This is a genomic window from Streptomyces sp. NBC_00096, assembly GCF_045041305.1.
In the GTDB taxonomy this organism is placed as follows: domain Bacteria; phylum Actinomycetota; class Actinomycetes; order Streptomycetales; family Streptomycetaceae; genus Streptomyces.
In genome coordinates, this window is record NZ_CP108221.1 from 1,779,763 (window position 1) to 1,792,868 (window position 13,106).

Annotated in this window: 13 protein-coding genes; 2 read left to right on the plus strand and 11 right to left on the minus strand. The window is 69.4% G+C overall.

The window, feature by feature from the left end; all coding sequences use genetic code 11:
• Positions 1–4 precede the first annotated feature (4 nt).
• The 10 genes from OG904_RS07380 to OG904_RS07425 form a co-directional block, all read right to left on the minus strand.
• A complete protein-coding gene (locus tag OG904_RS07380) occupies positions 5–268 on the minus strand; it encodes a hypothetical protein (protein ID WP_328300942.1) in 264 nt (87 codons plus the stop codon).
• Positions 265–1,767, minus strand: coding sequence for an Asp-tRNA(Asn)/Glu-tRNA(Gln) amidotransferase subunit GatA (gene gatA / locus OG904_RS07385; protein WP_405488564.1), 1,503 nt, complete (start codon positions 1,765–1,767; stop codon positions 265–267). The genes OG904_RS07380 and gatA overlap by 4 nt, the downstream gene beginning before the upstream one ends.
• 4 nt (positions 1,768–1,771) lie before the next feature.
• A complete protein-coding gene (gene gatC, locus OG904_RS07390) occupies positions 1,772–2,068 on the minus strand; it encodes an Asp-tRNA(Asn)/Glu-tRNA(Gln) amidotransferase subunit GatC (protein WP_007266718.1) in 297 nt (98 codons plus the stop codon).
• Positions 2,069–2,213: 145 nt separating this feature from the next.
• A complete protein-coding gene (locus OG904_RS07395) occupies positions 2,214–2,690 on the minus strand; it encodes a nucleoside 2-deoxyribosyltransferase domain-containing protein (protein WP_405488567.1) in 477 nt (158 codons plus the stop codon).
• Positions 2,687–4,915, minus strand: coding sequence for a putative bifunctional diguanylate cyclase/phosphodiesterase (locus OG904_RS07400; protein ID WP_405488569.1), 2,229 nt, complete (start codon positions 4,913–4,915; stop codon positions 2,687–2,689). The genes OG904_RS07395 and OG904_RS07400 overlap by 4 nt, the downstream gene beginning before the upstream one ends.
• Positions 4,916–5,323: 408 nt before the next feature.
• Positions 5,324–7,534: an NAD-dependent DNA ligase LigA gene (gene ligA / locus OG904_RS07405; protein WP_405488571.1), complete on the minus strand. Its 2,211-nt coding sequence runs from the start codon at positions 7,532–7,534 to the stop codon at positions 5,324–5,326.
• 31 nt (positions 7,535–7,565) lie between these two features.
• Complete coding sequence (locus OG904_RS07410; RefSeq protein ID WP_405488573.1) at positions 7,566–8,561, minus strand: methionine synthase; 996 nt, start codon at positions 8,559–8,561, stop codon at positions 7,566–7,568.
• Positions 8,558–9,247 carry an SDR family oxidoreductase gene (locus tag OG904_RS07415; RefSeq protein WP_405488575.1) on the minus strand — a complete coding sequence of 230 codons (690 nt, stop codon included), beginning with the start codon at positions 9,245–9,247 and terminating at the stop codon, positions 8,558–8,560. Before OG904_RS07415 ends, OG904_RS07410 begins: the two co-directional genes overlap by 4 nt.
• A gap of 189 nt (positions 9,248–9,436) precedes the next feature.
• Complete coding sequence (locus OG904_RS07420; RefSeq protein WP_405488577.1) at positions 9,437–9,781, minus strand: DUF1330 domain-containing protein; 345 nt, start codon at positions 9,779–9,781, stop codon at positions 9,437–9,439.
• A 217-nt stretch (positions 9,782–9,998) separates the two neighbouring features.
• The gene (locus OG904_RS07425; protein WP_405488579.1) at positions 9,999–11,576 is read right to left on the minus strand and encodes a hypothetical protein; all 1,578 of its coding nucleotides are present in this window, start codon (positions 11,574–11,576) and stop codon (positions 9,999–10,001) included.
• A 234-nt stretch (positions 11,577–11,810) separates the two neighbouring features.
• Between OG904_RS07425 and OG904_RS07430 the strand changes: the two genes are divergently transcribed.
• Complete coding sequence (locus tag OG904_RS07430) at positions 11,811–12,092, plus strand: transposase (protein ID WP_405497843.1); 282 nt, start codon at positions 11,811–11,813, stop codon at positions 12,090–12,092.
• 185 nt (positions 12,093–12,277) lie between these two features.
• Positions 12,278–12,595, plus strand: coding sequence for a hypothetical protein (locus OG904_RS07435; RefSeq protein ID WP_405488581.1), 318 nt, complete (start codon positions 12,278–12,280; stop codon positions 12,593–12,595).
• A gap of 93 nt (positions 12,596–12,688) precedes the next feature.
• Here the strand turns inward: OG904_RS07435 and OG904_RS07440 are convergent, their stop codons facing one another.
• Entirely contained in the window at positions 12,689–12,943 is a 255-nt protein-coding gene (locus OG904_RS07440; RefSeq protein ID WP_405488583.1) for a hypothetical protein, read from the minus strand.
• Positions 12,944–13,106: the final 163 nt, after the last annotated feature.

The window sequence follows — 13,106 nt, forward strand, 5'->3', positions numbered from 1 at the left end:
CCTCTCAGCCCAGCAGGACGTCGTCGTCGCCGAGACGCTTCAGTTCGCGGTACAGGATCGCGAGGCCGGTGACGATGGCGGCGGCGGACACGACGGCGTCGATCAGCTTCAGCGTGTCGTGCTCGGTGCGGGCCTTCCTGGCCTGCTTGACCACGCTGAGGGCACCGAAGGCGGTGGTGCCGATCGACAGGTACGTGCCGGACTTGGACTTCCTGAAGCCCTTGGCCTTGGACAGCGCACTCGTACTGGTACTCGTACTCGAACTCACAGCGACGGAGCCTCCTCAAGCAGCGGGTGGCCCCAGCGCTCGACGAAGGCAGCCTCTACGGCGGCGCCGACCTTGTACAGCCGGTCGTCCTTCATCGCCGGGGCGATGATCTGCAGTCCGACCGGGAGACCGTCCTCCGGGGCCAGGCCGCAGGGCAGCGACATGGCGGAGTTGCCGGCCAGGTTGGTCGGGATGGTGCACAGGTCCGCGAGGTACATCGCCAGCGGGTCGTCGGTGCGCTCACCGATCGGGAAGGCGGTGGTGGGCGTGGTCGGGGAGACGATCACGTCGACCTGCTCGAAGGACTTCTCGAAGTCCTGCGTGATGAGCGTGCGGACCTTCTGGGCGGAGCCGTAGTACGCGTCGTAGTAGCCGGAGCTGAGCGCGTACGTACCGAGGATGATGCGGCGCTTGACCTCGTCGCCGAAACCGGCTTCGCGGGTCAGGGCGGTGACGTCCTCGGCGGACTTGGTGCCGTCGTCGCCGACGCGCAGGCCGTAGCGCATGGCGTCGAAGCGGGCCAGGTTGGAGGAGCACTCGGACGGCGCGATGAGGTAGTACGCGGCCATCGCGAGGTCGAAGGACGGGCAGTCCAGCTCGACGATCTCGGCGCCGAGCTCCTTGAGGAGCTCCACCGACTCGTTGAAGCGCTGGACGACGCCGGCCTGGTAGCCCTCGCCGGCGAACTGCTTGACCACGCCGACGCGCATGCCGGCGACGGAGCCGTTGCGGGCCGCCTCGACGACCGGCGGGACCGGGGCGTCGATGGAGGTGGAGTCGAGCGGGTCGTGCCCGGCGATGACCTCGTGGAGCAGGGCCGTGTCGAGCACGGTGCGACCGCAGGGGCCGCCCTGGTCGAGGCTGGACGAGAAGGCGACCATGCCGTAGCGGGAGACCGCACCGTAGGTGGGCTTGACGCCGACGGTGCCGGTGACGGCGGCGGGCTGGCGGATGGAACCACCGGTGTCCGTGCCGATCGCGAGCGGCGCCTGGAAGGCGGCCAGTGCGGCCGCGGAGCCGCCGCCGGAGCCGCCGGGGATCCGGGTGAGGTCCCAGGGGTTGCCGGTGGGGCCGTAGGCGCTGTTCTCGGTGGAGGACCCCATGGCGAACTCGTCCATGTTGGTCTTGCCGAGGATCACCACGTCGGCTTCCTTCAGCTTGCGCGTCAGGGTGGCGTCGTAGGGCGGGATCCAGCCTTCGAGGATCTTCGAACCGACGGTGGTCGGAACCCCGACGGTGGTGAAGATGTCCTTGAGGGCGAGCGGTACGCCGGCCAGCGGGCCGAGCTTCTCGCCGGCTTCGCGCTTGGCGTCGACGGCGCGGGCCTGCGCGAGGGCGCCCTCGCGGTCGACGTGCAGGAAGGCGTGGACCTTCTCGTCGGTCGCCTCGATGCGGGCCAGGTGGGCCTCGGTGACCTCGACGGCCGTGAGGACGCCGGAAGCGATCTTCTCGGCGGTCTCGGCGGCGGTGAGCCTGATGATGCTGTGCGTGTCGGTCATGTTGTTAGTCCTCCCCCAGGATCTGCGGCACCTTGAAACGCTGCTGCTCCTGGGCGGGAGCGCCGGAAAGCGCCTGCTCGGGGGTGAGCGACGGACGGACCTCGTCCGCGCGCATGACGTTCGTCAGCGGCAGCGGGTGGGAGGTCGGCGGGACGTCTTGGTCGGCGACCTCGGAAACGCGGGCGACCGCGCCGATGATGTCGTCGAGCTGTCCAGCGAAGTGGTCGAGCTCTTCGCTCTTCAGCTCCAGACGTGCCAGCCGAGCGAGGTGGGCGACCTCCTCGCGCGTGATGCCAGGCATGCAGCGATCCTCTGGGGGTGGTGAGTGTGTAGGTTTCGGTCCCAATCCTATGGGGCCCGGCCCCCACCCGGCGCAACGGTTTCCCCAGGGGGGCCTGCGAACCCCCCGCGGGGGCCCGATTCGGCCGCTCCCCGCAGGGCGGCCCTCAGGCCAGCGCCGCCAGCTGGGTCCGGGCCTCGGCCAGGGTTTCGGCGAGGGTTCCGTGGACCTTGAGGCCCGGGCGGACCAGGGAGAGCTGGGTGCGGACGTCCGCGGCACGGGGGTAGCCGGGGTCGGCCCCGACGACGAGGCGGCGCCCCGGGGCGGCCGCGGCCGCGCCGAGTTCGTACAGGGTGATCGGCTGGACCGTCAGGGACGCTTCGCACTCCGGGAACCAGAACAGCGTCACGTCGGCCAGCAGCAGGTGCCGGTACTCCCACGCGATCTGGACGTCCGTCTGCGTGGGGTCGGACACGTCGAAGTCGGTCCGGCGCGGGTTGAGGACGACGAACTCGTCCAGCGCCCGCGCCGCCGGCGACTGCCACGGCGGGCAGTGCGTGATCCCGCCCGCCAGGAAGACCGACGGCGGATCGCCGGGCGCGGGCCGGTGGACCGCCGGTGCTTCGATGTACCTCGGGCTCACTGGGTCGAGGCCGCCGCGGCCGCGGCGGACGCCGCGGAGGCTGCCGCCGCCTCCGCGGCCAGCTCCGCCGTGATGTCCGCGGGCCGCCGCCAGCCCCGCTCGCCGCGGGCCAGCAGCCAGGCCGTGGCCTCCTGCGGGGGCATCGCGGCGGCGACCAGCCAGCCCTGGACGGCGTCGCAGCCGAGGTCGCGCAGGCGCTCCCACGTCTCGTCGTCCTCGACGCCCTCCGCGACGACCAGCAGGCCGAGCGAGTGGGCCAGGTCGACCGTGCAGCGGACGATCTCGGCGTCCTGCGCGTCCACCGCCAGCCGGGCCACGAACGAGCGGTCGATCTTCAGTTCGCTGACCGGCAGCCGCCGCAGGTGGACCAGGGAGGAGTAGCCGGTGCCGAAGTCGTCCAGGGACATCTTCACGCCGTGGCCGGTCAGCCCGGCCATGGTGTCGGCGGCCCGCTGCGGGTCCTCCAGCAGCACGTGTTCCGTTATCTCCAGCTGGAGGCCGCTCGCCGGTACGCCGTGCCGGGCGAGCCGGGCGGCCACCGCTCCCGCGAAGCCGGGGGTGTGGACGTCGCGCGGCGAGACGTTGACGGCGACGGGGACCTTGAGGCCCTGGGCCCGCCACCGGGCGACCTGCGCGAGCGCGGTCTCCAGTACGTACTCCGTCAGGTGCGGCATCAGCCCGGAGGTTTCCGCGATGGCGATGAACTCGTCCGGCGAGACCCGCCCGCGCTCCGGGTGCACCCACCGTACGAGTGCTTCGAGCCCGGCCACCTGGCCGTCGAAGCGGACCTTCGGCTGGTAGTGCAGTTCCACCTCGCCGGCGTCCAGCGCGCGGCGCAGGTCCCCCAGCAGGCCGAGCCGGTCGGGGGTGTTGCTGTCGCGCTTGGACTCGTAGACCTCGACGCCCGTCCGGTCCCGCTTCGCCTGGTACATGGCGACGTCGGCGCGGCGCAGCAGTCCCTCCGCGTCCAGTGCGTGGTCGGGGAAGACGGCGAGGCCGGCGCTGGCCTCCAGGACCAGGGTCAGGCCGTCCAGGTCGAGGGGGGAGCTGAGCTCGGCGACCAGGTTGCGGGCCACCCGCTGGGCGCTGGTGGTGGAGTCGGCGACGGGCAGCAGGACGGCGAACTCGTCGCCGCCGAGCCGGGCCGCCTCGGCGTCCGGGGGCAGGGCCTGGCGCAGCCGGTCCGCTATCTGCAGGAGCAGCCGGTCGCCGGCGAGGTGGCCGAGGGTGTCGTTGACCGCGCGGAAGCGGTCCAGGTCGATCAGCACCAGCGCGGAGCGGGTGCCCGAACGTTCAGCCTGGTCGAGTGCGCTCCAGGCGCGCTCCAGCAGCCACTGCCGGTTCGGCAGTCCGGTGAGCGGGTCGCGCAGTTGTTCCTCGGCGCGGGCGCGGGCGATCCACAGCGTGGAGTCCAGGGCGATCAGCGGTACGGCGAACAGCGGCAGCAGCACCGGCAGCGATTCGGCGACCACGCAGATCAGCGGTGCGATGCCGAGGAGGGCCACGGCGACCAGGGCCTGGCGCAGCAGCGCGGTGCGGGCGACGGTGGGCAGTCCCCCGCCGGTCGGGGCGAGCGCGAGCCAGAGCAGGACGCGGGTGACGAGCAGGTAGGCGAGGGCGACGAGGATGACTTCGGGGACGGCGTCGAGCCCCCATCCGGTGGGCCTCCAGGGGCGTTCGACGGAGGGCGCCTCGCCGAACGCGGCGAGTACGAGGGCGCCTGCGCCGATGCCGAGGATGTCGGTGGCTCCGTGCAGCAGCCCCTGGCGCCAGCGGTGCCGGCGGGCGGCTCCGACGAGGGAGACCACGGCGAGCGAGACGAGCCCGGCGGGGACCCATCCGAAGAGGATGAGGACGCCGAGGGTGAGGGCCGCGCCCGATCCGGTGCCGCCCCACCAGCGGTCGCGGCCGAGGGCGACGAGGTGGCCGACGATGATGCCGGTGAGCAGGGCGAGGGCCCAGCCGACCGAGCCGCCGGGGAACAGGGCGTGACGGCTGGTCAGTGCGGCGACGATGCCGATCACGAGCACGACGGCGGCGGTCCCCACGACGACGAAGGGCAGCGCGAGGCGCCGCCGTTCCGGTCCGCCCGCGCCCGCTCCGGTGTCGAGCGGTCGCGCTTGCGGTGCCCTGGTGCCCAGGACACCGAGTCGGCCCGTCCGCCGCATGGACGGGAACTCCCCGCCGAAATCTGGTGACGGGTCGGCGCTTTCGGTGGGTTTCATGCCCGTCCCTCTCACAGCCGGCGATGCCGATGCCACGCAATGGCCCCGATGTCATGCCATCACGACTGGAAGCGCATCAAGCAGCCGTGCACGACTGGCGCACCCCTCAACAGTAGGACGCTGGAGGCACCCAGGGGCAGCGGTCGGCGGCGGTTGCCCGAATACGACCCAGCCATCCTCATCAGTACGGTATCCGCCGAACGGGTGAGTTTGGACCAGGACCCTCCGGTCACCCATCCGATGATCCGACAGGTCCCGGGCCCACGACCAGCCTTGTACCGGCCTCAACCGTGTTCAGTACCGGCCGTTCGCGGACGGGTGCCACCGCCGGCCGCGCCTGGCGTGCGCCCGCTCGTACGGCCGCACGCCACGCATCCGTTCGCCTTCGCCACTCCTGTCAGGGAGTCACTACTCGGCTTCGGCTTGGCCGTCCACCGGGAGCGCGGCCTCGCGCGCCGCGTCCGGGCCGTCCGCCAGCAGGACGGCGAACCCGGCGTCGTCCAGGATGGAGAGCTTCAACTGCACGGCCTTGTCGTACTTCGAGCCGGGGTTGTCGCCGACCACGACGAAGGAGGTCTTCTTGGAGACGGATCCGGTGACCTTGGCGCCGCGGCTCTGCAGGGCCTCCTTCGCACCGTCCCGGGTGTGGTTCTGCAAAGTACCGGTGACGACGACGGTCAGCCCCTCGAGCGGGCGCGGGCCCTCCTCCTCACCGGAACCCTCCTCCTCCATCCGGACGCCGGCCGCCCGCCACTTGCGCAGGATCTCCTCGTGCCACGGCTCGGCGAACCACTCCTTGAGGGAGGCGGCGATGATGGCGCCGACGCCCTCGGCCGCCGTCAGTTCCTCCACGGTGGCGCCCCGGATCGCGTCGATCGACCGGAACTGGCGGGCGAGGGCCTCCGCCGCGACCGGGCCGACGTGACGGATCGACAGGCCGTTGATGATGCGGGCGAGCGGGCGGTCCTTGGCTGCCGCGATGTTCTCCAGCATCGACAGGGCGTTCTTCTTCGGTTCGCCCTTCTGGTTGGCGAAGACCGTGACGATCTTCTCCTCGCCCGTCTTCGGGTCCCGCTTGGGCAGCCCGCTGTCCGGGTCCAGGACGTAGGCCTTGATGGGCAGGAGCTGCTCGATGGTCAGGTCGAAGAGGTCGCCCTCGTCGAGGAGCGGCGGGACGGCCGGCTCCAGCGGTCCGGTCATGGCCGCCGCCGCGACCATGCCGAAGTTCTCGATGTCCAGGCTCTGACGGCCGGCCAGATAGAAGATCCGCTCGCGCAACTGGGCGGGGCAGGACTGCGCGTTGGGGCACCGGACGTCGATGTCCCCCTCCTTCATCGGCCGCAGCTCCGTCCCGCACGCGGGGCAGCCGGCGGGCATCACGAACTCCCGCTCGGTGCCGTCCCGCAGGTCGACCACCGGCCCGAGGATCTCCGGGATGACGTCGCCCGCCTTGCGCAGCACGACGGTGTCCCCGATGAGCACGCCCTTGGCCTTGACGACCTCCTGGTTGTGCAGGGTCGCGAACTCGACCTCGGAGCCCGCCACCGTCACCGGCTCCACCTGGGCGTACGGGGTCACGCGCCCGGTGCGGCCCACGCCGACCTTGATGTCGATCAGCTTGGTGTTGACCTCTTCGGGGGCGTACTTCCAGGCGATGGCCCAGCGCGGAGCGCGCGCGGTGGAGCCGAGGCGGCCCTGGAGGGCGATCTCGTCGAGCTTGACGACGACGCCGTCGATCTCGTGCTCCACCGAGTGCCGGTTCTCGCCGAAGTCCGCGATGAACTCGCGGACCTCGGCGAGCGTGGAGACCACCTTGTTGTGCTTGGCGGTGGGCATGCCCCACTCGTGGAGCAGCTCGTACGCCTGCGACTGGCGCTCGATCTCGAAGCCCTCGCGGGCGCCGATGCCGTGCACCACCATGTGCAGCGGGCGGCTCGCGGTGACCTTGGGGTCCTTCTGGCGCAGCGAACCGGCCGCCGCGTTGCGCGGGTTGGCGAAGGGCTTTCCCTCGGCCTCGACCAGGCGGGCGTTGAGCTCCTCGAACTTCTCCATCGGGAAGAAGACCTCGCCGCGGATCTCGACGAGGGCCGGGATCCGCTCGCCCCCCAGCCGGTCGGGGATGTCGGCGATGGTGCGGACGTTCGGCGTGATGTCCTCGCCCGTGCGGCCGTCGCCGCGGGTGGCGGCGCGGGTCAGGCGGCCGTTCTCGTAGGTGAGGTTGACGGCGAGGCCGTCCACCTTCAGCTCGCACAGGTAGTGGTAGTCGGAGGTGTTGGCGTCCCGGGCCACGCGCTCGGCCCAGGCTGCCAGTTCCTCGTCGTCGAAGGCGTTGTCGAGGGAGAGCATGCGCTCGCGGTGCTCGACGGAGGCGAAGTCCGTCTCGTACGCCCCGGCCACCTTCTGGGTGGGCGAATCGGGCGTGCGCAGCTCCGGATACTGCTCCTCCAGTACCTCCAGTGAGCGCAGCAGCTTGTCGAACTCGGCGTCACTGACGACCGGCTGGTCGTTCACGTAGTACCGGAAGCGGTGCTCCTCGACCTGCTCGGCGATCAGCGCGTGCTGCTCGCGCGATGCCACCGGTACGGCCGTGTCGGTGCCCTGCTTCTGTTCGGCTGCCATGCCGTGTCCTCCCGTGACCCGTCTCAGTCCATCACTCAGGGTTGTCGGCGAGCGACCTCGCCGCCCTGACGCAGTGCGCTTGGACCGCGCGCGCGTACGCGGGCGAAGCGCCCGCCAGTCCGCACGAGGGAGTGACCACGACGGACTCCGCCAGAGTCCCCGGGGTCAGCCCCAGCCTGCGCCAAAGCTTCCTGACACCCATGACGCTACCGCCCGGGTCTGACAACGGGCCGTCGGTGCCGGGCACCACTCCGGCGAAGAGTTTCGTGCCGCCTTCGACGGCTTCGCCGATGGCGTCGTCCTCGCGCTCGGTGAGCAGCGAGAAATCGAACGACACGCCCGAGACCCCGGCGCGCCGCAGCAGGCCGAAGGGGACCTCGGGAGCGCAGGAGTGCACGATGACCTCCCCGTCGTGGACGGCGAACAGCTCGCGCAGCGTCCCCTCGACGACCTGGCGGTCCACGGCGCGGTAGGTGCGGTAGCCGCTGGCGGAGCGCACCCGGCCGAGCAGCACCGCGGTGAGCGAGGGCTCGTCGTACTGGAGCACGACCTGGGCCCCGGGGATGCGCTTGCGTACGTCGGCCAGGTGCTCGCGGACGCCTTCGGCGAGGGACCCGGCCAGGTCCCGGCAGGCGCCGGGGTCCTGGAGCATGGACTCGCCGCCGTGCATCTCCAGGGAGGCGGCCAGCGTCCACGGCCCGACGGCCTGGACCTTGAGCCTGCCCTCGTACCCCTGGGTGAACTCCTCCAGGGCGTCGAGGTCCTCGCCGAGCCAGGAGCGGGCCCGCTTGCTGTCGCGGCCGGGGCGGTCGCTGATCCGCCAGCCGCTCGGCTCTACGTGGGCGTACATGTCGACGAGCAGCCCGAGGGAACGGCCGATCATGTCGGCGCCGGGGCCCCGGGCGGGCAGCTCGGGGAGGTACGGGAACTCCTCGAAGGAACCGGTGACGGTCTTGGCGGCTTCGCGTGCGTCGCCGCCGGGGAGCGAACCGATGCCGGTGGCTCCGCCGGCGGGGCCCTCGCTCATCGGCCGGGCCTGACGGTGAGGTCGGAGACCACGGCGTCGCGGGGCAGGTCGACGGCCATCACGATGGTGGTCGCGACGGACTCGGCGTCGATCCAGTCGGCGGCGTCGTAGGACTCCCCCTCCTGGGAGCGGACCTTGGCCTGCATGGGGGTGGCGGTGCGGCCGGGGAAGACGGAGGTGACGCGGATGCCGTTCTCCTTCTCCTCCTCCCGCAGCGAGTCGGCGAGGGCCTTCAGCCCGTGCTTGGAGGCGGCGTACGCGCTCCAGTCGGCGTGGGCGGTGAGGCCCGCGCCGGAGTTCACGAAGACGATGGTGGTGTGGGAGGCGCGCAGGGTGGGGAGCAGCAGGCGGGTCACCTCGGCGGGGGCGATGAGGTTGACGTTGAGCTGCTGGTGCCAGGTCTTGGGGCGCAGCTCGCCGACGGGGCCGAGGTCCACGATCCCGGCGATGTGCAGGAGGGAGTCGATCCGCTCGGGGATGGCCTGCTTGGAGAAGGCCCAGGACAGCCGGTCGGGGTCGGCGAGGTCCCCGACGAGTGCGCGGGATCCGGGGTAGCGGTCGGTGAGCTGCTTGGCGCGGGCGGCGTCGCGGGCGAGGAGTACGAGGTCGTCGCCGCGGGCGTGCAGGCGGGCCGCGACGGCAGCGCCGATGCCGGAGCCGGCGCCGGTGATCAGGTGAGTAGGCATGCCGCCCATGCTCGCACCCCACCCGCACCCTCCGACCTCACCTGCCCGGGTCCCGGCCAGGGCCCCGGGCGGGGTTGGCTCGTCTCTTTCGATCTTGCTGGGCGCGACGGACCCGACGGCCCCGAAAGAGTCCGACCGACCGGACGGTTCACAGGGTCGCGCCGAGGTGGGTGGCGCGCTCCGCCATCGTCAGAGGCCGGCCGCGGCGCGCAGGGCGGCCGCCGTCTTGGAGGCGTCGTAGTCGGCGGGGACCCCGTCGACGAGGATGACGTCCCCGGCGATGTGGTCGGCGCGCAGCGGGATGAGGGCCTGGTAGGCGGGGGACCCGTACCAGGCCCGGGTCCGCTCGATGTCGGGGAAGGCGATCATGACGATGGTGCCGGGCCAGGTGCCCTCCACGACCTCCACCTCCCGGCCGTGGACGATGAAGCGCCCGCCGAAGGGGTCCATGGTGGCCTGGATCTCCTCGATGTAGCGCAGGACGTCCTCGTTCATGGTCCGGGGGCGTATGTGGGCGATGGCGTAGGCGGTCATGTCGGGCCTCGTCTTCCCTGCGGGATCGGCTTGTCGGTCCGATCCTGCCCGCTGCCGGGCCCGGTGGCGATTGCCTCCGGGGTAACGAGCGCCCCTCGCGGACGGGTCAGAAAGGGAGCGGCTCCCGCCAGTTCCCGGGAGGCATCAGGGTCACCTCTCCCGCAGTGGCTCCTCTGCGGGGCTGCCGTGTCGGTGAAAGAAGATCGGATAGCCGATGTCACGTCTGGTCGTGGATCTCAACCGAAACATGAGCATCTTGGCCGCCCAGCACTTCCACGAGAGCGGCATTGAGCATGTGAATTGCGGTCTGGTCCAGAGTATGGTCCGCGATGCCGAAATTCAGCTCTCCGGTGCGTGCAATCTTTCCGCGGTAACAGTCGGAATGATAGCTCAGATAAGTAGCGGTGTCGGTGAAGATTTCGTCCACATTTCCGACCCTGGGATCTTTTACTAGCGTTCCGTTGTTAAATTCAAAGCCGAGGATCAGCCGTCCGTTGTAGAGCCAAAAATTAATCTGTTCAGCGTTTACGTTTCTCAGGATCTCGAGATTCTTAGCATCAACCGGCTGCTTAAGTGAGGGTGAATTCCAATTTGCATCGAAGTAGATTTTCAGGCGCTGCCACCATTCAAGTTCTGGATGCAAGTCATAATACTCCGGCAGCTTCGCCGGGGAGCGCGGTGAATCACCTCCTGAGGAGTAGTTGTCAGAGTCCTCAAAGGAATCCGATGAGGAGACGGAAGGACCTGTCTCATTTTCGCCCCTTGGTCCTGATTTCGCCTGCCTATTAGTCAGCCTTCTCTCCTTCACTCTCAGCTCTTCGAGCTGGTATTTTTTCTCCCTCTCCCCTGCGGCATGCCACATCCGGAACGATGCGTTGTGCTTCATGAGGGCTATGCGCTCCTCTGGTTCCAGTTTGTACCAGCCCCAACATTTCTTGATGATCTGTGTCGGAAACGATGCGAAGGAGCCAAGGTCACCGTTCGTCTCCTGAGATACCAACTGCCGGAAGGCCGCGCTCCCCAGGTAGTGCCGCATCAGAGCCGCACCCGCTTCCTCCCCTTTCTCACTCAGGTCGTATACGTTCATCAGGTCGCCGCCTGCCTGCTGGAAAACGCGCTCCGCTCGCCGCGCAGTAATGGCTTTGCCGACGATATCCGGCTTTCTGCTGCGCAGAATATCCTGACTACGAGCCGGAAGCCTGTCGTACCGATCGAAGAAGGCAGTCTTGTTGAGTTCGAACGCCATCTTGATCAGACGGTCCGCCGCCTCGTGGGTGGAGAGGTAGATGTGATCGCTGCCGCCCGGCACTTCTGCGACGATCTTGTCGGCTAGAGGGGATCCGTCGTGCGTTCCTCGACAATAGACGAGGTAAATCCGTCCGGATCTGTCCCAGCTGTCATAGATCTGTCGCAGCAGGCCGTAGCACCTGTGCACCCCGTTGGCGCACAAGTCCGAACCTGCCGGCGCTTCGCACAGTCGAATGGGTTCCTGCAGGCCGTCCTGCCCCGGCGTGTAGGCGACACCACCTAGACCTTCCCCCACGGCCCGCTTCACCCTCTCGAACTCCACTTTGGAGAGTGCGGTGAGTTCTCTGTTCTCGATCCCCGCGGGCCCCACCAGGGCGGCTCTGTTGCTGGCTGCCCCAGCCTCTGCGAGAAGGGTCATGGACATGAGGGAGGCGGATTGATCCAACTTGAAGTCGAGGTCATTGAAAAGAGTGACCGACATTCCAGCAGGTATGAACGTTTGTGGATAGTTTTGCGACTTGCCGTGGGCGACGAGAAAGATATCCATCGGATGGCCTGCCTCTTCCTTCCCTGCGGGGTTATCTTAATAGAGCTAACTCAGGATACGGTGTGCGAATGTCAGGCGAGAATGTACGCACGCGCAAAAAAAGGGGCGAACGTCCGGTACTACAGCCGTGATGGCTGTTGGGCCGGTGTCGCGTTGTTCCGTTCATTCAGGCGGAGCGTGCGGTGCGGGTGTGGTCGGACCGGGCATGCGTCGCCGGAGCGGGTGTAGTGGTTCCTGGCCCGTTCCACCTGGCTCGCCGATCAGCGCCGGGACCGTGTGCGCTCGTTCGTGGTGCAGCATCTCCGCAGGCCGGACGGGGTGTTGGTGCTGGACGAGGCGGCGTTCCTGAAGAAGGGCCGGATGTCGGCGGGGGTGGCACGGCGAGGAGTTCGACGCCTCCAACCGACCCTGGCCGCACGTGGCGTGCTGGTCGGCTGGGGCCGCACCAGGACCGGTGCGGCCCACCGGCGTGCACGACAGGTGCCAGATGGACAACGAGCGGGCACCGGCTCGTAAGGGCAGCCAATGGTGAGGACTCCATCTACTGGGACAAGTCCAAGAACCAGTACATCGGGGCGGTCTCCCTCGGCTTCACTCCTGCGGGCAAGCGCAAGCGGCTCAAGGTGTCGGGGAAGGCCAAGACCGTACAGAGCCGACGGTCACTGGCCGTGCCCCTTCAGGTCGCTCAGGTCGCTCAGGTCATGAGGGACTACCGCCGTGCCCAGCAGGAGGAGTGCAAGGCCGCGGGGAAGGGCTGGAGCACCGACGGGCTCGTTTTCCCCGACGACAGCGGGAAGCAGCGAACCTCGACCAGCGTCCTGCGCGACTTCCGCTCGCTGCTTCGCGAGGCCGGCGTGGGGAGTCCGGAGAGGTGGACGACCCGGCTGCTCCGCACGAGCTGCGTCTCGCTGCTCTCCGCTCACGGAATCCCGGTCGAGGTGATCGCCCTCCTGGTCGGGCGGAAGGAGCTCAGGCCATGGACGAGATCTTCGGGCCGGGAAGATCGGGCTTCGCCCTGAGTCGCCTCCGGTGGCTCCCCTCCGGAGGCCCCGTGCGTCTCGCGTGTTTCAGCGGGTCAGGTGACGGGGTTCGGTCGCGCCGTCTGACGGTGCTCACCGGGCACCCTGACGGCGGCGGCCCAGCAGGGAGCTGCCTGCGAGTACCAGGCCGACGGCGAGGACCTTGGCGGCCTGGTAGTAGCCGGTCGCCGGGATTTCCGGGGTGCCGGGCAGCCGGAGGAAGATCCACGCTGCCCAGAGGACCCCGAAGACGATCAATCCGACGGCTCCCCACGTCCCGAGCCCCGCCCACCAGGGCCCCGGGCCGTCACCCCGCTCGTCGGTCCGCTCAATGTCCTTGTCAGTCAACGGCCTGTTCTCCTGCGCGTGTAGGGACGATCGAACGAGAAGACGCAGGCTCGGTACGGGAGGTTCACCGGGCCGAGTGTTCCCAGCTGGGAGCAGACATCCTGCCATCCGGCGAAACCCCCTGGCCGATACCCACCTTTGAGCATGCCCGGTGATCCTGGGG

Bases quoted from the DNA above. Each gene is read 5' to 3' on its own strand.
- gatA (WP_405488564.1), bottom strand. From the start codon at position 1,767: ATGACCGACACGCACAGCATCATCAGGCTCACCGCCGCCGAGACCGCC.
- gatC (WP_007266718.1), bottom strand. From the start codon at position 2,068: ATGCCTGGCATCACGCGCGAGGAGGTCGCCCACCTCGCTCGGCTGGCA.
- OG904_RS07400 (WP_405488569.1), bottom strand. From the start codon at position 4,915: ATGAAACCCACCGAAAGCGCCGACCCGTCACCAGATTTCGGCGGGGAG.
- ligA (WP_405488571.1), bottom strand. From the start codon at position 7,534: ATGGCAGCCGAACAGAAGCAGGGCACCGACACGGCCGTACCGGTGGCA.
- OG904_RS07410 (WP_405488573.1), bottom strand. From the start codon at position 8,561: ATGAGCGAGGGCCCCGCCGGCGGAGCCACCGGCATCGGTTCGCTCCCC.
- OG904_RS07415 (WP_405488575.1), bottom strand. From the start codon at position 9,247: ATGCCTACTCACCTGATCACCGGCGCCGGCTCCGGCATCGGCGCTGCC.
- OG904_RS07420 (WP_405488577.1), bottom strand. From the start codon at position 9,781: ATGACCGCCTACGCCATCGCCCACATACGCCCCCGGACCATGAACGAG.
- OG904_RS07425 (WP_405488579.1), bottom strand. From the start codon at position 11,576: ATGGATATCTTTCTCGTCGCCCACGGCAAGTCGCAAAACTATCCACAA.
- OG904_RS07435 (WP_405488581.1), top strand. From the start codon at position 12,278: ATGAGGGACTACCGCCGTGCCCAGCAGGAGGAGTGCAAGGCCGCGGGG.